Below are 18361 nucleotides of genomic sequence, written 5' to 3'. Positions count from 1 at the left end.
TCCACAGCGATGTACAACCCCACCGTGGCCCGGCTCACCTTCCGGGCGCTGCTCGGCAGGCGCCGCGCACTCATCCTCTGCGCGCTGCCCGCGCTGCTGATCGTCATCTCCGTCGCCGTGCGCGCCCTGGCCGGGGTGGACGACAACGTCACCAGCGACCTGCTGGGCGGCTTCGCGCTCGCGACGATGGTGCCGCTGATCGGCGTCATCGCCGGTACGGGCGCCATCGCGCCGGAGATCGACGACGGCTCGATCGTCTATCTGCTGGCCAAGCCGCTGAAGCGGCCGTCGATCATCCTGACGAAACTGGCCGTCGCGATCGGCGTCGCCATGGCGTTCTCGGCCATCCCGACCTTCATCGCCGGCTACATCCTGAACGGCAACAGCCAGCAGCTCGCGGTCGCCTACGGCATCGCCGCGGCCGTCGCGTCGATCGCCTACGCCGCGGTCTTCCTGCTGCTGGGCGTCGTCACCCGGCACGCCGTGGTGGCGGGACTCGTCTACGCGCTGGTCTGGGAGTCCCTCATCGGCAACCTCGTCCCGGGCGCCCGCACCCTCAGCGTCCAGCAGTGGTCGCTGGCGCTGGCGCAGAAGATCGGGGGCGGCGACATCGTGCAGTCCGACGTCGGGCTCCCGGTCGCGATCGTCCTGCTCGTCGGGGTGACCGTCGCCGCCACCTGGTTCGCCGCGCAGCGGCTGCGCTCCCTCACCCTGGCGGGTGAGGAGTAACCGGGCGGCGACGGACGGGAAGGGCAGGGGCCGGGGGTCAGACCTTGCGGTCCCTGCCCGCGCCCAGTCCCGCGGCGAGCTGCGCGCCGCACAGCAGCAGCATCAGCACGATCGGCGCGGTCCAGCCGCCGCTGCTCTGGTAGAGCGCGCCGGCCGCCAGCGGTCCGGCGGCGGCGAGCAGATAGCCGACGCCCTGGGCCATGCCCGACAGCCGTGCGGCGGTGAACGCGTCCCGGCTGCGGAGCACGATCATCGTCAGCGCCAGCCCGACGGCGCCGCCCTGGCCGACGCCGAGCAGCGCGGCCCACGCCCAGGCGCCGCCGACCGGGTCCACCAGGAGCCCGGCGTATCCGGACGCGGTCAGGCCGACGGCGACGGCCACCAGCGGACCCTGGTTGCGCATCCGGCCCGCGAGCAGCGGGAAGACGAACGCGCCCACCACCTGGACCAGGCTGCTGAAGGCGAAGACGATCCCGGCGGCGCTCCTGCTCATCCCGTGGTCGGTGAGGATCGTCGGCATCCACGCGATGACGACGTAGACGAGCAGCGACTGCAGGCCCATGAAGCAGGTGACCTGCCAGGCCAGCGGCTTCCGCCAGACCCCCGCGTCCCGGACCGGAACCGGGCTGTTCGGCACAGCGGGGGCAGGCGCGGCGGAACGGCTCCTGCGGGACAGCACCACCTGCGGGAACCAGACCGCCGCGGCGACGGCCGCCGGCAGGGCCCAGAACGCCAGCGCGGCCTGCCAGCTGCCGCCGAACGACTTCTCCAGCGGGACGGACACCCCGGCGGCGGTCGACGCGCCGATGACCATCGCGCAGGTGTAGAGCGAGGTCATGCTCGCGGCCCGGTGCGGGAAGTCGCGCTTGATCAGACCGGGCATCAGGACGTTGAGCAGGGCTATCGCCGTGCCCAGCAGGACGCTTCCGGCGAACAGCGCCACGATGGAGGACAGCGACCGCACCACGATCCCGGCGGACAGCACCGCCAGCGCGGCGAACAGCACCTGCTCGGTGCCGAACCGCTGGGACAGCCGGGGCGCGACCATCGATCCCAGCCCCAGGAAGAGCACCGGCACCGACGTGACCAGGCTGCTGACCGTCGAGGAGAGCCCGTAGTGCGCGCTGACGTCGCCGACCAGCGGCGCCATGCTCGCCAGCGCGCCCCGCATGTTGAGCGAGGCCAGCACGATTCCGGCCAGCAGCAGTACGGGGTGGGAGAGCAGCCGGCGCGACCCGGACGGGTGGCCGGGCTCCGCGTCGATGAGCGGGACGGTGGCGGTCGGATGTGACAAGACGGGCCCCTTCCGGGTGGGTGACGCGTTCTGAGGGGACGGTGCCGGTGCCGTTCAGCCGGCCGGGCGGTCCGGTCCTGCCGCGAGGAGGGCTTCGACCGCGCGCAGCGGCTCCCGCAGCAGCGCCCGCGCCGCGCTGTCGGCCGCCTGCGGATCCCCCGCCTCGATGGCGTCGACCAGCGCGGTGTGCGTCCCCAGGTCGATCGGCGGCATGTCGCTGTCGCCGACGGCGGCGAGCAGCGTTTCGCGGACCGACGAGCTGAAGTAGCGGTAGACCTCGGTCAGCGCGGCATTGTGCGCGGCGTCCACGACGCACTGGTGGAAGTGGACGTCGTCGTCGGCCTGCGTTCCGCCGATCAGTTCCGCGCCGTGGTGGTGCACGCTGCCGAGCGCGGAGCGCATCCGCTCCAGGTCCTCCGGCGTCCGCCGGACGGCGGCCAGCCGGGCGCCCTCCGCCTCGAGCGCGAGGCGCAGCTCCAGTACGTCGCGGATACCGGCCCTGCGCATGCCCAGCAGCACGGCGGCGGGGTCGGCCCGGGAGATCACATAGGTGCCCTGGCCCTGCCGCGACTCCAGCTGGCCGGCGTGCGCGAGCACCCGGACCGCCTCGCGGACCGTGTTGCGGCCCACGCCGAGGAGGTCGGCCAGTTCGTGTTCGGTCGGGATGCGCATCCCGACCTGCCAGGTGCCGGCGGCGAGCTGCTCGCGGAGCTGCTCGACGACGGTGTCGACCAGGGACCTGCGGTCCCCTGAATGAAGGATCATCCGGTCATCCTACAACTGCATCCGCAGTCCCGTTCCGTCATCCGTTCGGGTGAGGTTGTTGAAAGTTAAATGGAATGGAGTTATGGTGAATGAAGTTGAACGTTGAACCACTCGTAAGGAGCACATCATGGGCCTCTTCAACCGCACCAGGACCACCGACGCCGGCACCGCGGGCAGCACCGTGACGACCGCCCCCGCCGCGAGCGACCTCTCGCACCTCACCGGCGAGTACACCGTCGACCCGACCCACAGCGAGATCGGCTTCTCCGTCCGGCACGCGATGGTCACCACCGTCCGCGGCCAGTTCGCCGAGTACGAGGGCGCGCTGCACCTCGACGGGAGCAACCCGCACCTGTCGACCGCCGAGCTGGTCATCAAGGTCGCCAGCATCGACACCAACCAGGCCCAGCGCGACGAGCACCTGCGCACCGGTGACTTCTTCGACGCCCCCGCCTTCCCGGAGATCACCTTCCGCTCCACCGACGCCGAGCGCCTCGGCGAGGACTCGTACCGCATGACGGGCGACCTCACCATCAAGGGCACCACCCGCCCGGTCACGCTCGACCTCGCCTACAACGGCTCCGCCAAGGACCTGTACGGCAACGAGCGCGTCGGCTTCGAGGGCACCGCGAAGATCGACCGCACCGACTGGGGCCTGAACTACAACGCCGCCCTGGAGACCGGTGGCGTCCTCATCGGCGAGCAGGTCAAGCTGCGCTTCGACATCTCCGCCATCAAGGGCGCCTGACACCCCCTGCCGGGTGTGGGCGATCACGAACGTCCGAAACGCGATTGGCCGGGTCAGCCGGCCCTGACAGATGATGTGGGGGATGGCCGCAGAGCAGGACACCCCGATCCCCGTCGAGCGCCGCCGCATCACCCTCCAGGGTGTGGGGCGCTTCGGCGCTTCCTGGGTGCGTTCCTCCCCCGGGACCCACATCTGGCTGCTGATCCTGACGATCACGACCTGTGTGGTCGCCGTCGTGTCACCGCACGTGCGGGCGTATCTGCTGCACCACGTCAGCACCAACCTCATCGAACTGCGGCAGCACCCGGTCCGGGTGCTGCTCGCCAGCGCCCTGTGGGTCGCGACCCCGTCCGGCTTCGCGATCTACTTCGTCTTCTACGAGCTGATCCACGCGCCCGCCGAACGCTGGATGGGCACCTGGCGCTGGCTCGTCGTCGTCGCCACCGCGCACATCGGGGCCACCCTCGTCAGCCAGAAGGCCGTACTGTTCGGCATCCATTACGACCGGCTGCCGCGGTCCCTCGCCCACACCGTCGACGTCGGGGTCAGCTACGGGATGGCCGGTGTCGTCGGCGTGCTGACGTATCTGGTGCCGCGCCCCTGGCGGTGGGGCTATCTGCTGGGGATCCTGACGTTCTTCACCGTGCCCGTCCTGACCAGCCGCACCTTCACCGACCTCGGCCATCTCACGGCCGTCCTCATCGGCCTGGCCTGCTACGGGCTGACGCCGACCGCGCGGCTGCCGGGCGGTCCGCGCCGCCCGGAGCCCCGTACCGGTCACCGGGAGGTCAGCGACCGCCGGCCGGCGGAAGTGCCCGGCACAGGGCTTCCAGGGCGCCGCTGAACGCATGCTCGGACGGCGTGCCGTAGCCGACCACCAGCCCGTCCTGCACATCCATCGCGCTGTCGGGATGGCGGTATCCGGCCAGTCCGTCCAGGACGAGACCCTGCCGGAGCGCGGCCCGGACGGCGGCGCTCTCGGTGCCGGGCGGAAGGTCCAGTACGGCGTGCAGCCCGGCCGCGACACCGGAGACGCCGATGTGCGGGGCCCGCTCGGCCAGCGCGGCGACGAGCAGGTCGCGCCGCCGGCGGTAGTGCTGCCGCATCCGGCGGACATGGCGGTCGTACGCGCCGGAGGCGATGAGATCCGCGAGGGTCAGCTGGTCCAGGGCGCCGGCCGTGGCCTCCCGCTCGCCCTTGACCGCCACCACCTGCTCCACGAGCGGTCCTGGCAGCACCATCCAGCCCAGCCGCACCGCTGGTGACAGGCTCTTGCTGACCGACCCGAGGTAGACGACGCGTTCGGGTTCGAGGCCCTGCACCGCGCCGACCGGCTGCCGGTCGTAACGGAACTCCCCGTCGTAGTCGTCCTCCAGGACGATGCCGCCCGTCGTCCTGGCCCAGTCGACGACGGTCGCCCGCCGCCCCGGACCGAGCGGCCCGCCGGTCGGGAACTGATGGGCGGGGGTGAGCAGCACGGACCTGGCGCCGCTCGCCGCCAGCTCCCCGGTGCGAGCGCCCTCGGCGTCGACCGCCAGCGGCACCGTACGGACCCGGGCCGCCGCCAGGATGCCGCGGTGGAAGGGCAGCCCGTACGCCTCGACGGCCATCGGGCCGCGCAGCACCTGGACCAGCAGCCGCAGACCGTGGGCGAAACCCGAGCAGACGACGATCCTGGCGGGGTCGGTACGCACCCCGCGGGCGCGGGCGAGGTACTCGGCCAGCGCCTCGCGCAGCTCGGGTCGGCCGTGCGGATCACCGGGACCGAACGCCTCGGTGGGTGCGGCGGTCAGCGCGCGGCGGGCGGAGGTCAGCCAGGCGGCGCGGGGGAAACTGCCGGCGTCCGGCTGGCCCTGCAGCAGGTTGTACGCGGGCCGCGGGGCGCGCGGGGAGGGCGCGGTGGCGGGGGCCGGGTTCGGCTTCGGGGGCGCGGTGCGCGGTGCGACACGGGTGCCGGAGCCCTGGCGGGCGGTGAGCCACCCCTCGGCGACGAGTTCGGCGTACGCCTCGGCGACGGTGTTGCGGGCGATGCCGAGGTCGGCGGAGAGCGAGCGGTACGGCGGCAGCCGGGTGCCGGGGGTGAGGCGGCCGGTGCGGATCGCCTCGCGCAGCCCCCGCATCAGCGAGGCGCGCCGGCCGCCGGGGCCGGTCAGGTCCAGATGGAGATCGCTGCCGACGAACCCGTCGGGACCCGGCCCCGCACCGTCAGCCGCACTCGCATCCCCACCCGCCGGATTGACCCTGCGAACCGTCATGGGACCGCACGCTACTACCGGGCGCTGTGCGGCCCGGGGGTGACGGCGAAGAGCCGTTCCAGGACGACCGCGATGCCGTCCTCGTCGTTCGAGGTGGTCACCTCGTCCGCGACGGCCTTCAGCTCGTCGTGCGCGTTGGCCATCGCGACGCCGTGCGCGGCCCACGCGAACATCGGCAGATCGTTCGGCATGTCGCCGAAGGCGATGGTGTCGGCGGCCGTCAGGCCCAGCCGGCGGGCGGCGATGGAGAGGCCGGTGGCCTTGCTGAGGCCGAGCGGCAGCAGTTCGACGATGCCCTCGCCGGCCATCGTCACCCCGACCAGATCGCCCGCGACCTCGCGCGCGACCTGGGCCAGACCGTCGTCACCCAGGCCCGGGTGCTGGAGGTAGAGCTTGTTGAGCGGGGCGCTCCACAGCTCGCTGTCGTCCTGCATGTGGATGACCGGCAGCTCGGGATTGTGCTGGTATCCCGCGCCGATCAGGACCTCGCCGTCCAGGCCGTCCCGGCTCGCGGCCAGGAAGAGCGGGCCGATCTCGGCCTCGATCTTGGCCAGCGCGAGCCCGGCGAGCTGGCGGTCCAGCGTCACGGACGTCAGCAGCCGGTGTTCGCCCGCGTGGTAGACCTGCGCGCCCTGCCCGCACACCGCCAGGCCCTCGTAGCCGAGGTCGTCCAGGATGTGCCGGGCCCAGGGCACGGAACGGCCGGTGACGACGATGTGCGCGGCGCCCGCCGCGGTGGCCGCGGCGAGCGCCGTCCGCGACCGCTCCGAGACGGTGTGGTCGCCGCGCAGCAGCGTGCCGTCCAGGTCGGTGGCGATCAGCCGGTACGGGAGGGGCGCGGAGGCAGCGGGTGAGCTCACTTGCTGACCGGCTCCAGGAACTCACGGCCGCCCAGGTACGGGCGCAGCACTTCCGGGACCCGGACCGAGCCGTCGGCCTGCTGGTGGTTCTCCAGGATCGCCACGATGGTGCGCGGTACGGCGCACAGCGTGCCGTTGAGCGTGGCGAGGGGGCGGGTGCCGTTCTCGTCACGCAGCCGGATCGACAGCCTGCGGGACTGGAACTCGGTGGTGTTCGACGTCGAGGTCAGCTCGCGGTACTTGCCCTGGGTCGGGATCCACGCCTCGCAGTCGAACTTGCGCGACGCCGAGGAGCCCAGGTCGCCCGAGGCCAGCTCGATCACCTGGAACGGCAGTTCCAGGGCGGTGAGCCACTGCTTCTCCCACTCCAGGAGCCGCTGGTGCTCGGCCTCCGCGTCCTCCGGCGTGGTGTAGACGAACATCTCGACCTTGTCGAACTGGTGCACCCGGATGATGCCGCGGGTGTCCTTGCCGTACGACCCGGCCTCGCGGCGGTAGCAGGGCGAGAAGCCCGCGTACCGCAGCGGCAGCTTCGCCGCGTCGATGATCTCGTCCATGTGGTAGGCGGCGAGCGGGACCTCGGAGGTGCCGACCAGGTACAGGTCGTCCTTCTCCAGGTAGTACACGTCGTCGTCGACCTGGCCGAGGTAGCCGGTGCCGGCCATGGCCGCGGGCTTGACGAGGGTGGGGGTCAGGATCGGGACGAAGCCGGCCGCGGTGGCCTGCGCGATCGCCGCGTTGACCAGGGCCAGCTCCAGCAGCGCGCCGACGCCCGTCAGGTAGTAGAAGCGCGAGCCGGAGACCTTGGCGCCGCGGTCCACGTCGATGGCGCCGAGGATCTCGCCCAGTTCCAGGTGGTCCTTGGGCTCGAAGCCCTCGGCGGCGAAGTCGCGCGGCGCACCGAGCTGCTCGAGGACGACGAAGTCCTCCTCGCCGCCGATCGGCGTGTCCGGGTGCACGAGGTTGCCGAGCTTGAGCAGCAGGCTCTGGGCCTCCTGCGCGGCCTCGTTCTGCTCCGCGTCCGCCGCCTTGACCGCGGCCGAGAGCACGCCGGTCTTCTTCAGCAGTTCGGCCTTCTCGTCCCCCTGGGCCTTGGGGATGAGCTTGCCGAGCTGGCGCTGCTCGGCGCGCAGTTCGTCGAAGCGATGACTGGACGACCTGCGCCGCTCGTCGGCGGAGAGGAGGGCGTCGACGAGCGCGACGTCCTCTCCACGGGCACGCTGGGAGGCGCGCACACGGTCGGGGTCCTCACGAAGCAGGCGAAGGTCAATCACGGCTACAGGCTACCGGGGCGGCGGGGTCCAACGCGACAAGTTAAGGGCTTTTAGTGGCGTTATGTCCGTTTACGGGAAAAGGGGAGCGAAATGCAATAACGGACAAAAGGTCACCGTCAACCGAATTCACCGCATCCCTCCATCGGGGCACCGTCCTTGTGGAGAACGGGAGTTGGGAGGGGGTGCGGACCCCGGTTATCCACAGGTGGATGGGGATTCTTTTCCTTTGTCCACAGGTTGTGTGTGCGAACTGTGGAAGACGGAGTTGATCGTTCCGGGCGTCCGGTGCTCGGCGAAGGATTCCCGGTCCAAACCCTCTTAACACTCACTTTCGAGTGAGAAGTGTTCCCCCTATAGAGTTGATCAGAGGAATTGGGCTGACGAAGGCCGACCTGGACCACTGTGGACGGGCTCGGTGCCTGTGTACCGATTTGTCGACTAGGTCAGATTGGTCTGTCGACTTATCCCCAGTTATCCCCAGGCTGGACCTCTGCCCTGTGGATAACTCCGTGGACAACTCAGCCCCGGCCGTCCAGCGCCCGGCCCAGCCAGTCCGCGGCCTCGGTGAACTCGTTGTCGGTCGTGCCGGGGCGTACCTGGGGACGGACCTCGTCGGCCCGCGGGTACGAGCCGAGGAACCGGACCTGCGGGCAGATCCGCTTGAGCCCCATCAGCGCCTCACTGACCCGCCGGTCGGTGATGTGCCCCTCGCAGTCCACCGAGAAGCAGTACCGGCCGATGCCCTCGCCGGTCGGCCGGGACTCGATGCGCACCAGGTTCACGCCGCGCACCGCGTACTCCTGCAGCAGCTCCAGCAGCGCGCCCGGGTGGTCGTCGCCCAGCCAGAACACCGCCGAGGTCTTGTCCGCGCCGGTCGGCGCCGCCGGGCGGCCCGGCCGGCCGACCAGGACGAAGCGTGTCGCCGCGTTCTTGGCGTCGTGGATCTCGGTGACGAGCGGTTCGAGACCGTACGTGGACGCCGCGAACTCGCCCGCGAACGCACCGTCGAACCGGCCCTCCTGCACCAGCCGCGCCCCGTCCGCGTTCGACGCCGACGACTCCCACAGCGCGTCCGGCAGCTGGGCCCGCAGCCACTTGCGCACCTGCGGCTGCGCGACCGGGTGCCCGGTCACCGTCTTCACGTCCTTGAGCTTCGTGCCCGGCCGCACCAGCAGCGCGAACGCGATCGGCAGCAGTACCTCGCGGTAGATCATCAGCGGTGTGCCGGTCGCCAGCTCGTCCAGGGTGGCGGTCACGCCGCCCTCCACCGAGTTCTCGATGGGCACCAGCGCCCCGCCGGCCTCGCCGTTGCGCACGGCGTCCAGCACGGCGGGCACCGACACCATCGGGACCAGCTCGCGGGTCGCCGCCTCGGGCAGCGTTCTGAGCGCGGCCTCGGTGAAAGTGCCTTCAGGACCCAGATAGGTGTAGCGGCTCGCCGACATACCGTCACCCTAATGCGCCGGACGGGTTCACGACTCCCGCGGCCGCCGCCTCACGACTCCAGCAGCCGCTGCCCCACGTACTCACCGGGGCCCGGCGCACCGGGGACCGCGAACAGGGCGCTCGACTCATGGCGCAGGAAGCGGGACAGCCCGTCCCCGCGGTCCAGTTTCCGCTGGACGGGGACGAATCCGCGCTGCGGATCGGCCTGCCAGCAGACGAAGAGCAGACCGGCGTCCGGGGTCCCGTCGGAGCCGATGCCGTCGTGGTACGAGAACGGCCGGCGGAGCATCGCCGCTCCGCCGTTCGAGGCGGGCGCCGCGACCCGGATGTGCGCGTCGCCCGCGATGGCGGGCGCCCCCTGCGCGTCCCGCTGGTCCAGGTCGACCGGGGTCGTCCCGGTGCCGCCGGACAGCGGTGAGCCGTCCGACTTGCGGCGGCCGATCACCTTCTCCTGCCGCTCCACGGACAGATGGTCCCAGGAGTCGAGCAGCATCCGGATCCTGCGCACCACCGCGTACGAGCCGCCCGCCATCCACTGCGGCGAGCGGGCCGTGCCGCCGGCCGGAACGAAGATCCGTCCGGCGAAGTCCGGGTCGGTGGGCTTGGGGTTGTTGGTGCCGTCCACCTGGCCCATGAGGTTGCGGGACGTCATCGGCCGCGGGGTCGCCCCCGGTGTGCGGTTGAAGCCGTTCATCTGCCAGCGCACCCGGGCGGTGTCCCCCGCGGCCTTCTGCAGCACGCGCAGGGCGTGGAAGGCGACGAGCGAGTCGTCCGAGCCGATCTGCACCCACAGGTCGCCGTTGCCGCGGGCCGGGTCCAGCGCGTCCGCGGAGAACGGCGGGAGCGGCGCGAGGGCCTGCGGCGCCCGGTCCTCCAGACCGGTCTTCGGGAACAGCGAACCGCCGAACCCGAAGGTGACGGTCAGCGAGTTCGGGCCCGCGTCGTGGGCGATCCGGTCGTCGCCGCTCACCGGCAGGCCGCCGACCAGCTGCTCGGCCGTGTCCGACCAGCGCCGCAGCAGCGCCGCGACGTTCTTGCGGGTCTGCCCCGCGGTGAGGTCGAAGGCCACCAGATGGCCGCGGGCCTGCTGCGGGGTGGTGATGCCGGCCTGGTGCGCGCCGTCCCGGAAGGGGACGGCGGTCGTGCCGACCGACGCCAGCGCCGTCGGCTCGTCCCGCAGGGCGGCGGCGCCGAAGGCCCCGCCCACGCCGCCGGCGACGAGGCCGGCCGCACCGGCCGCTCCCGCGGTGCCGAGCAGCCGCCGCCGGGTGAACTGCCGCCCGGCGGGCCGCTCGTCGGCGGCCCGCTCGCCCGTCGTCCGGTGTTCGGTCGTGCGCTGCTCGGTCATGACGTGATCTCTACGTTCCTGGTCTCGGTCACCTGGTCGATCTCGGAGGTCCGCACGGTGACGGACACCTCCCACGTTCCGGCGATCGGCAGCTGCACCGAGGCCGCGGTCCAGTGGCCGACGTCGAGGTGCTGCAGCGGTACCGGCAGCGGGCCGATGTTCTTGGCCTTGAGGGTGAATTCGAGCTTCACCTCGGGCACGTCGACCGGTACCGGGTCCGCACCGGAGATCAGGACGTGCACCTCGTTCTGGCCGACCCGCCCCGGATCGATGGTGATCAGGGCCTGGCCCTTCCCCTTGGGGCCGCCGGTGTCGTACGGGATGCGCACGCTGAGCGGCAGCCCGGAGGACGGGGAAGAGGTGGCGGGCGCGGGCGCCGAGCCGGTCTTCTCCTGTGCCGCGCGGCCCGGCTGGGTGCCGGTGAGCAGCGTCGTCACGGCGAGCACGGCCACCGCGACCACGACCTCGGCCAGCACCGACTTGCGCAGCCCGCTGCGTTCGAGGTCGGCCTCCCGGGTGCGCTTGGCCTGGGTCTTGTCCCGCGCGGTGCGCTGCAGCCGCAGCTGCGCCTGGCGGGCGGGGTCGGTGGACGAGCCGGCCACCACGCGCTCCGGCCGCTTGACGGCCGCCGCGGCGGTGACGGAGACGGCGGGCGCGCCGAGCCGCGCGGTCCAGCGCCGCGACAGCCAGGCCAGCTCGACGAGCAGGACGACCAGGCCGATCTTGACGAGCAGCAGCTGCCCGTAGGAGGTGGAGACGAAGGCGTCCCACGAGCCGAGCTGCCGCCAGGACTGGTAGATGCCGGTGGCGACCAGCGTCGTGACCGCCGCGAAGCCGATGCGCGAGAACCGCTGGACGGCTTCGCGTTCGATGCCGAGCCCCGCCACCAGCGCGGTCAGCAGGGCGGTCAGGCCGCCCAGCCACACCGCCATCGACAGCAGGTGCACGACGTCGACCGGCATGGCGAGGCCGGACTGGATGCCGACGGAGGCGTGTTCCGCCATCGCCCAGGTCGCGGCGATGCCCGTCGCGATGACCCCGCCGCCGATGCCCAGCCCCCAGGCGAGGTCGGCGCGCTCGGCGCGCTCGCTCTCGTTGGCGGGTGTTCCGCGTTTGGCGTACGAGCCGAACAGGACCGCCAGGAAGACGGCGGCGGCCGCGAGCAGCAGCAGCCGGGACAGCAGGGCGGCGCCCGGCCGGGTGTTGAGCACGTCGCGCATCACGCCGAGGTCGAACGCGTCACCGAGCCCGCTGCCGTTCACATACGGTCCGCGCAGCATCAGCAGCGCGATGGTGGACGCGACGAGCGCGACCCAGCCGCCGACCGCGATCCGCTGCATGGGGCGCAGCAGCGCGCCGCGCGGCCAGCACACGGCGAGGAAGACGGAGGCGCCGACGAGCATGGCGTACCCGGCGTAGGCGACGTAGCGCCCGATGCCGTAGAGGACGCCCGCGGCGCCGCCGCCGACGGCCTGCTCCTGGTCGGCGAGGACGACGGAGGTCTTGGAGGGGGCGCCGACGGAGAACGTGAACGCGCCCGCGACCGGGTGGCTGTCCTCCGAGACGGCCTTCCAGGCGACGGTGTAGGTGCCGTCGCCGAGTCCTGCGCGCAGCGCGACCACGGCGGTGGAGCTGTTGCCGCCGGCGTGCTGCGGCGTGCCGCTGTCCACCCGGCTGCCGGCCGGGTCGAGGACCCGCAGCGAGTCGGCGGACAGCAGCACGCCTTCGGAGAAGGTGAGCAGCACCTGCTGCGGCGCCGTCTTGACGACGGAGTCCTCCCCGGGGGTGGTGTTCACCAGCGCGGCATGCGCCGAAGCCGGGGCGGCGGCCCCGAGTACGACGGCGAGCAGGGCGCCCAGTACGACCAGCGCACGCCTGATGGTCATCGTTGCTCCCCTCAGTCCTTCGGCCGGTAGCCGGTCGGCTCGACCGGCACGGTGACGCCGATCGGGCCGGCCGTCGCGAAGTGCAGTTCCATGGACACCTTGTCGCCGGCCACCGGCTTGTGGGTCAGTTCCATCAGCATCAGATGATTTCCGCCGCTGCTGAGCGTAAGCCGCCCGCCCGCCGGGACGGTCAGGGAGTTCACCTTGCGCATCCGGTTGTCGGTGGTGGTGTGCATGGTGATGTCGGCGGCCAGGTCGCTGCTGACCGAGGTGAGTTCCGCGTCGGTGTCGCCGGTGTTGGTGACCGTGAAGTACCCGGCGGCCATGTCGGCCATCACCGGCTGCGGTATGTACGCCCCGCTCACCGAGAGCTCCGGCCCCTTCGTCCCGGCGTGTGCCGAGGCGTCGGCCGCCGATGAGCAGCCGGCGAGCGCGAGGGAGCCGGCGAGGGCGACGGTGGCGGTCAGGGTGCGGGCGGGCCTGCGGCGCCTCACGGTGCCTCGCTCCTGATGAGCTTCGGCAGGTCGGCGGCGAACTCGTCCGAGGTGGTGCCCGACATGTAGAGCACGTGCCCCTTGTCGTCCTTCGGCCAGAAGGCCAGCACCTCGGCGCCGTGCGTGACGGTGATGCTGCCGTCCTTCTCCGTCACCGGCTTCTCGATGCCCACGCCGACCGATTTCGCGGCCTGCTGGATCGTGCCGAAGTCACCGGTCAGGCCGATGAAGTCCTTGTCCTGGGCGGCCAGCCATGAGCCGAGGCGCTGCGGGGTGTCGCGGGCGGGGTCGGTGCTGACGAACACCACCCGCAGTTTCTCCTGGTCGGGCTTGGACAGCCGCGACTTGGCGATGGCGAGGTCGCTCATCGTCGTCGGGCACACGTCCGGGCAGTGGGTGTAGCCGAAGAAGAGCAGGACGGGGCGGCCCGCCGTCTCCTTGACCAGGTCGTAGGGCTTGCCGTGGGTGTCGGTGAGGGTCAGTCGCGGCTTGCTGAAGGGGGCGTCGAGGAGGGTGCCCGGCTTGGACGCCGCTCCGGAGACGACCGCGAGCGGCTCCTTGGAGTCGCCGCTGGAAGCCCCGCATCCGGCGAGGGCCGCGACGGCCGCCAGGGCCACGCCGATCTTGATCGTTGTGCGCATGAGAGTTCCCGGGGAGTGCGATGGCGGGGCCGGGCGGCCGTACGGCTCGGCGGCGTACCGATGCGGCGGCGTACCGGGACCGCGGGGTCCCGGCACCACGTACGGAGCATCGGACGTGCCGACGACGTGCCTTACGGCCGCCCGGCCGGTGCGTCAGGCGGAGGTGCGGCGGCGTCCGGCCAGGACACCGAACGCGACGCCGATGACACCGATGACGATTCCGGCCACGCCCAGGATCCGCGCGGTCGAGTCGCTGCTGTCGGAGTCGGCGGCCGCGGCCGCCGTGTTCTTCGCCTTGGTGTCGGCGGCGGGGGCCGCGGCGCCGTGGGCGTCCGCCGCCGGCGCGGTCAGCGTCAGCGCGGGCGCCGGGTTCGCCGGCTCGGCCGCGCCGGGCTTCTCCTCCTCGATCCAGCGGACGACCTCGTTGTTCGAGTACGTCTGGAGGGCCTTGAAGACCAGCTGGTCCGTGTCGTCGGGCAGCGGCCCGAACGAGACGGGGAACTGCTGGAACTGGCCGGGCTCGATCGTGCCGCCGCTCCAGGTGATCTTCGTGACGGCCTCGGTCACCTGCTTGCCGTGCATGGTCATCGGCTTGGCGAGCTTGGTCTTGGTGACCTCCACCTTCCAGCCGGGCACGGCCTGGGTGGAGACGGACGCGATCGGGTGGTCCGCCGGCAGGTTCACTTCGACCTTGATCGTCGAGGCGTTGTCCCGCTCGTTCGGGACCTTGAACGCGACGGTGCTGTAGCCGCCCTTGGGAGCGCTGCTGGGCGTGACGGAGACATGGGCGAAGGCCGGTACGGCGGCCATCAGCAGCGCGGAACCGGTGAGCGCGCCGACGGTGGTCAGGCGGCGCATGCGGGAACTGTTCATGAGGCAGGACTCCACGGTGAGTGGTGGGGGAAGGGTCGGCGCGGATGCGGAACGCGCGAGACCGCCGCCCCCGTGGACCGGTGGGAACCGGACCGGTGGAGACCGCTCGCGTCAGACCGCCAGGGCGTAGGCCGGTGGCCCGCGCCGCGGCAGGCTGTGGCGCAGCCGTACGCTGCGCGCCGATACCCGTCCGGCGGCGAACCGGCGGGGCCGGAGCGCGGCGAGCCGGTGGTCGGCCGCTCCGGCGACCAGGACGCGCACCAGCGCGACGAACACGCCGCGCAGCACGTCGGCCGACAGGCTCACCAGCCGCCACAGGGCGGCCTCGCCGCGCCGCAGCAGCCATCCGACGGCCAGCGCGGCGAACAGGTGGGCGAGCAGCATCGGCAGCGAGTACGCCATCGCCGCGTGCATTCCGGTGATCCCGGTGTCACCCGGTCGAGTGACCGGGCTCATGGACATCGCCGACGCCGGGTCGATACCGGCGTCGCGGACGATCCGTTCCGCGCTCTGCTGGGTGAGGGCCGCCGACGAGGTGTGGCTGCCGCACAGCAGCCGGCCGGCCAGCGCCAGGACACCGGCGGAACCGTCCCGGCCCGTCGCGGGGTCCGCGCAGGCCTGTCCGGCGCCGAACACGGCGTGCAGCGCGAGCTGCCCCAGCGCGAGCGTCGTGGCGATCCCCCGCAGCGACCGTTCCCGCCCGGCCAGCGGCGCGGCCACGGCGAAGACCACGAGGCTCCCCACCACCAGCGCGCCGGCCGGCACCCCGTGACGGGACGCCAGTCCGTGCCCGGCCGCGGACAGCACGACACAGACCGCGGTGAACACCGCGGCCCGCAGCAGTCGCAGCCCGGCGCCCGCGCGCACGGGGGAAACGGAGGATGGGGATGCCATGACGGGCGTCATCCTCTCACCGCCGGGAACCGGCGCATACGGGGGGTGTCCGGCTTGCGGTGGTGCGGGCGAGTCGCCCTTTTACACCTGTACGCCGGGGTCCCACATCCGCCGAATGAGCGGCATCACGCCAAGAGGACGCTTACGGGGCGCATTTCGTGGCTATAGGTATCCGTAAGTCGAGCCGCGGCCTGGAGGCTGGAGCATGAGCATCTGGTGGTCTCTCCACTTGCGGCGCGAGGCCGCGAGCGTTCCGCTCGCCCGACGACTGCTGCTGGGGACGATGCAGACCGCCGGTGTGGACCCGGAGATCTGTTACGACCTGTCGGTGGCACTGTCCGAGGCCTGTGCGAACGCGGTGGAACACGCGGGCGAGGGTGACTACAGCGTGACGGCGCGCATCGACGGCGACCGCTGCCGTATCGAGGTCGCCGACTCCGGCCCGGGCTTCGCGCCCGACCGGCCACGTCACCAACTCGCCCGGCCGCTGGCCCTGAAGGGCCGGCATGCCGAGGACGGACGGGGACTGTTCCTCATCGAGGCGCTGGTGGACCACGTCCACTTCCACAACCGGCCGGGCCACGGCGCCGTGGTGACGATCGACAAGGTCCTCAAATGGCGGGACGACTCGTTGCTCAAGGCGTCCTGAGCGGAACGGAGCCCGCCGGCGGGCGGGGGCCGGCTAAGGGGCGGCGGGGCCTTCCCCCGCCTCCTCGTCCGCTGCTTCCGCTGCTTCCGCTGCTTCCGCCCGCACGGGAAACGCCATCACCGTGGCGCCGAGCAGGACCGAGCCGGGGGTGTGCGGGGCGCGGGCGGCCTCGTGCAGATCGGCGAGGAGCTCCGCGATGCGCGTGCGGAAGGTGTCCCAGGCCTCGGGCGCGACCCACAGTTCCGCGTCGGAGGTCACCCCGTCCTGCCCGGGTGCCCGGCGGGCGGCCCGGTCGCGCAGGTTGTGCGCGAGCGCCTCGGCGAGCAGCGGGGTGCCGTCCTGCCGGTCGGACAGCGGGGTGCCGTGCACGGTGCGGTAGCGCCGTTCCCTGCCGCCGCGGTGGGAGCGGACCTCGCTGAGCTCGACGAGTCCCGCGGCGTCCAGCCGGCGCAGATGCTGGCTGGCCAGGGCGTGCGAGATGCCCAGCTCCCGGGAGAGCTCCGCCGCGGAGAGCGGGGCGGCCCACATCAGCGACAGCATGCGCAGCCGTACCGGATGGGCCAGGGCGCGCAGCGCGGGGTCGGTTGTCGTCACGGCGGCCAGTAAACCGCCCCGGGTGCCTGTCGCGGCACCCGAGGCGGATCACCCATGTCACGCATGCCGGGCGTGTCAGCCCTTGAGGCCGGCCATCCACGCCTCGACCTCGTCGGAGCGGCGCGGCAGCCCTTCCGACAGGTTCCGGTTGCCGTCGGCGGTGACGAGGATGTCGTCCTCGATGCGGACGCCGATGCCGCGGTACTCGGCCGGCACCGACAGGTCGTCCGCCTGGAAGTACAGACCGGGCTCGACGGTCAGCACCATGCCGGGCTCCAGCACGCAGTCCACGTACGTCTCGGTGCGCGCGTGCGCGCAGTCGTGGACGTCCAGGCCGAGCATGTGGCCGGTGCCGTGCAGGGTCCAGCGGCGCTGCAGGGCGAGCTCGAGGACCCGCTCGACCGGGCCCTCGACGAGGCCCCACTCGACGAGCTTCTCGGCGAGCACACGCTGCGAGGCGTCGTGGAAGTCGCGGTAGGCGGCGCCGGGCTTGACCGCCGCGATGCCCGCCGACTGCGACGCGTGGACCGCGTCGTAGATCTTGCGCTGGATGTCGCTGAACCGGCCGTTGATCGGCAGGGTGCGGGTGATGTCGGCGGTGTAGAGGCTGTGGGTCTCCACGCCGGCGTCCAGGAGCAGCAGCTCGCCGGAGCGGACCGGGCCGTCGTTGCGCACCCAGTGCAGGGTGGTGGCGTGCGGTCCCGCCGCGCAGATCGAGCCGTAGCCGATGTCGTTGCCCTCGACGCGGGCCCGCAGGAAGAACGTCCCCTCGATGTAGCGCTCGGAGGTCGCCTCGGCCTTGTCCAGCACCTTGACGACGTCCTCGAAGCCGCGGGCGGTGGAGTCGACCGCCGCCTGCAGCTCGCCGATCTCCCACTCGTCCTTGACCAGCCGGAGCTCGGAGAGGAACTCCTTCAGCTCGGCGTCGCGCTCGGCGGTGACCTTGTCGGTCAGCGCGCCCTCGACGCCCGCGTCGTAGCCGCGGACCACCCGTACGGGTCCGGTCGCCACGGCCAGCTTCGCGACGACCTCGCGGACGTCGGAGCACGGCAGGCCGAGCAGCTGGGCGCCCTCGGCGAGGCTGTTGCGGCGGCCGGTCCACAGCTCGCCCTGGCCGTCGAGCCAGAACTCGCCGTTCTCGCGGCTGGAGCGGGGGAGCAGGTACGCGGTCGCGTCGTGTCCCTGGCCGCCCTTGGCGGGCTCCAGGACGAGGACGGCGTCCTGCGTCTGGTCACCGGTGAGGTGGACGTACTCACTGGACGCGCGGAAGGGGTATTCCGTGTCGTTGGAGCGCGTCTTGAGGTTGCCCGCCGGAATGACCAGCCGCTCGCCCGGGAAGCGGGCGGACAGCGCGGCCCGGCGGCGGGCGGCGTGGGGCGCCTGGGCGATCGGCCGCAGGTCGTGCAGTTCGGTGTCGGCCCACTCGGACTTCATCAGTTCGGCGAGCTCGTCGGAGACCTCGGGGTAGAGACCGTTCTTACGCTGCTTGATCGGCTGCTCTTCGGCCGCTTCGACCTCTTCGGACACGTCCTGCCTCCTCGCAATAGACCGATCCATCGTATGTGCGTACGGAAGACCGATTACAGAGGGCTTAGGTCACGAAGTGCGGCA

At 72.1% G+C, this 18361-nt stretch carries 18 protein-coding genes; 4 read left to right on the top strand and 14 right to left on the bottom strand.

Annotated features, from left to right (window positions below):
- The first annotated feature begins 9 nt into the window (after nt 1–9).
- Nucleotides 10–729: an ABC transporter permease subunit gene (locus LNW72_RS20340; protein WP_250976715.1), complete on the top strand. Its 720-nt coding sequence runs from the start codon at nt 10–12 to the stop codon at nt 727–729.
- Between the two features lie 37 nt (nt 730–766).
- Here LNW72_RS20340 and LNW72_RS20335 read toward each other — a convergent pair whose 3' ends face one another.
- Together LNW72_RS20335 and LNW72_RS20330 are read right to left on the bottom strand one after the other, a co-directional pair.
- Nucleotides 767–2023, bottom strand: a complete 1257-nt coding sequence (locus tag LNW72_RS20335) for an MFS transporter (RefSeq protein ID WP_250976714.1) — start codon at nt 2021–2023, stop codon at nt 767–769.
- Nucleotides 2024–2077: 54 nt separating this feature from the next.
- A complete protein-coding gene (locus LNW72_RS20330; RefSeq protein WP_250976713.1) occupies nt 2078–2788 on the bottom strand; it encodes a FadR/GntR family transcriptional regulator in 711 nt (236 codons plus the stop codon).
- A 127-nt stretch (nt 2789–2915) separates the two neighbouring features.
- On the opposite strand from LNW72_RS20330, the gene LNW72_RS20325 reads away from it, so the two are divergent.
- Entirely contained in the window at nt 2916–3536 is a 621-nt protein-coding gene (locus tag LNW72_RS20325) for a YceI family protein (protein ID WP_250976712.1), read from the top strand.
- A gap of 82 nt (nt 3537–3618) precedes the next feature.
- Nucleotides 3619–4380, top strand: a complete 762-nt coding sequence (locus LNW72_RS20320; RefSeq protein ID WP_250976711.1) for a rhomboid-like protein — start codon at nt 3619–3621, stop codon at nt 4378–4380.
- On the opposite strand, the gene LNW72_RS20315 is transcribed toward LNW72_RS20320, so the two are convergent.
- The 10 genes from LNW72_RS20315 to LNW72_RS20270 all read right to left on the bottom strand — a co-directional run bounded on the left by LNW72_RS20315 (nt 4325) and on the right by LNW72_RS20270 (nt 15507).
- Nucleotides 4325–5656: a PLP-dependent aminotransferase family protein gene (locus tag LNW72_RS20315; protein ID WP_250980235.1), complete on the bottom strand. Its 1332-nt coding sequence runs from the start codon at nt 5654–5656 to the stop codon at nt 4325–4327. The genes LNW72_RS20320 and LNW72_RS20315 overlap by 56 nt on opposite strands.
- A gap of 149 nt (nt 5657–5805) precedes the next feature.
- Complete coding sequence (locus LNW72_RS20310) at nt 5806–6651, bottom strand: HAD family hydrolase (RefSeq protein ID WP_250976710.1); 846 nt, start codon at nt 6649–6651, stop codon at nt 5806–5808.
- Entirely contained in the window at nt 6648–7925 is a 1278-nt protein-coding gene (gene serS / locus LNW72_RS20305; protein WP_250976709.1) for a serine--tRNA ligase, read from the bottom strand. Before serS ends, LNW72_RS20310 begins: the two co-directional genes overlap by 4 nt.
- Before the next feature lie 518 nt (nt 7926–8443).
- Nucleotides 8444–9370 carry a prephenate dehydratase gene (gene pheA / locus LNW72_RS20300; RefSeq protein WP_250976708.1) on the bottom strand — a complete coding sequence of 309 codons (927 nt, stop codon included), beginning with the start codon at nt 9368–9370 and terminating at the stop codon, nt 8444–8446.
- Between the two features lie 50 nt (nt 9371–9420).
- The gene (efeB, locus tag LNW72_RS20295; RefSeq protein WP_250976707.1) at nt 9421–10719 is read right to left on the bottom strand and encodes an iron uptake transporter deferrochelatase/peroxidase subunit; all 1299 of its coding nucleotides are present in this window, start codon (nt 10717–10719) and stop codon (nt 9421–9423) included.
- Entirely contained in the window at nt 10716–12605 is a 1890-nt protein-coding gene (locus LNW72_RS20290; protein WP_250976706.1) for a copper resistance protein CopC, read from the bottom strand. Before LNW72_RS20290 ends, efeB begins: the two co-directional genes overlap by 4 nt.
- Before the next feature lie 11 nt (nt 12606–12616).
- On the bottom strand, nt 12617–13099 hold the full coding sequence (locus LNW72_RS20285; protein WP_250976705.1) for a copper chaperone PCu(A)C: 483 nt from the start codon (nt 13097–13099) through the stop codon (nt 12617–12619).
- Entirely contained in the window at nt 13096–13740 is a 645-nt protein-coding gene (locus tag LNW72_RS20280) for an SCO family protein (RefSeq protein WP_250976704.1), read from the bottom strand. The genes LNW72_RS20285 and LNW72_RS20280 overlap by 4 nt, the downstream gene beginning before the upstream one ends.
- A gap of 153 nt (nt 13741–13893) precedes the next feature.
- Nucleotides 13894–14613 carry a YcnI family protein gene (locus LNW72_RS20275; protein ID WP_250976703.1) on the bottom strand — a complete coding sequence of 240 codons (720 nt, stop codon included), beginning with the start codon at nt 14611–14613 and terminating at the stop codon, nt 13894–13896.
- Nucleotides 14614–14724: 111 nt separating this feature from the next.
- Nucleotides 14725–15507, bottom strand: coding sequence for a hypothetical protein (locus LNW72_RS20270; RefSeq protein WP_250976702.1), 783 nt, complete (start codon nt 15505–15507; stop codon nt 14725–14727).
- 205 nt (nt 15508–15712) lie between these two features.
- Between LNW72_RS20270 and LNW72_RS20265 the strand changes: the two genes are divergently transcribed.
- A complete protein-coding gene (locus LNW72_RS20265; protein WP_138351102.1) occupies nt 15713–16156 on the top strand; it encodes an ATP-binding protein in 444 nt (147 codons plus the stop codon).
- Nucleotides 16157–16189: 33 nt separating this feature from the next.
- Here LNW72_RS20265 and LNW72_RS20260 read toward each other — a convergent pair whose 3' ends face one another.
- Nucleotides 16190–16750, bottom strand: coding sequence for a winged helix-turn-helix domain-containing protein (locus LNW72_RS20260; RefSeq protein WP_250976701.1), 561 nt, complete (start codon nt 16748–16750; stop codon nt 16190–16192).
- 75 nt (nt 16751–16825) lie between these two features.
- Complete coding sequence (locus LNW72_RS20255; RefSeq protein ID WP_374117294.1) at nt 16826–18277, bottom strand: aminopeptidase P family protein; 1452 nt, start codon at nt 18275–18277, stop codon at nt 16826–16828.
- Between the last annotated feature and the right edge of the window lie 84 nt (nt 18278–18361).

The organism is Streptomyces sp. RKAG293 (genome assembly GCF_023701745.1).
Classification (GTDB): domain Bacteria; phylum Actinomycetota; class Actinomycetes; order Streptomycetales; family Streptomycetaceae; genus Actinacidiphila.
The sequence above is the reverse complement of the archived record's forward strand: the minus strand, read 5'-3'. Positions and strand labels throughout refer to the sequence as shown.

Excerpts from the sequence above, each read along its gene's own strand:
- LNW72_RS20330 (WP_250976713.1), bottom strand. The coding sequence starts at position 2,788 with ATGATCCTTCATTCAGGGGACCGCAGGTCCCTGGTCGACACCGTCGTC.
- LNW72_RS20320 (WP_250976711.1), top strand. The coding sequence starts at position 3,619 with ATGGCCGCAGAGCAGGACACCCCGATCCCCGTCGAGCGCCGCCGCATC.
- LNW72_RS20290 (WP_250976706.1), bottom strand. The coding sequence starts at position 12,605 with ATGACCATCAGGCGTGCGCTGGTCGTACTGGGCGCCCTGCTCGCCGTC.
- LNW72_RS20325 (WP_250976712.1), top strand. The coding sequence starts at position 2,916 with ATGGGCCTCTTCAACCGCACCAGGACCACCGACGCCGGCACCGCGGGC.
- LNW72_RS20340 (WP_250976715.1), top strand. The coding sequence starts at position 10 with ATGTACAACCCCACCGTGGCCCGGCTCACCTTCCGGGCGCTGCTCGGC.
- LNW72_RS20315 (WP_250980235.1), bottom strand. The coding sequence starts at position 5,656 with ATGCGGGGGCTGCGCGAGGCGATCCGCACCGGCCGCCTCACCCCCGGC.
- LNW72_RS20265 (WP_138351102.1), top strand. The coding sequence starts at position 15,713 with ATGAGCATCTGGTGGTCTCTCCACTTGCGGCGCGAGGCCGCGAGCGTT.
- pheA (WP_250976708.1), bottom strand. The coding sequence starts at position 9,370 with ATGTCGGCGAGCCGCTACACCTATCTGGGTCCTGAAGGCACTTTCACC.
- efeB (WP_250976707.1), bottom strand. The coding sequence starts at position 10,719 with ATGACCGAGCAGCGCACGACCGAACACCGGACGACGGGCGAGCGGGCC.
- LNW72_RS20270 (WP_250976702.1), bottom strand. The coding sequence starts at position 15,507 with ATGGCATCCCCATCCTCCGTTTCCCCCGTGCGCGCGGGCGCCGGGCTG.
- LNW72_RS20275 (WP_250976703.1), bottom strand. The coding sequence starts at position 14,613 with ATGAACAGTTCCCGCATGCGCCGCCTGACCACCGTCGGCGCGCTCACC.
- LNW72_RS20280 (WP_250976704.1), bottom strand. The coding sequence starts at position 13,740 with ATGCGCACAACGATCAAGATCGGCGTGGCCCTGGCGGCCGTCGCGGCC.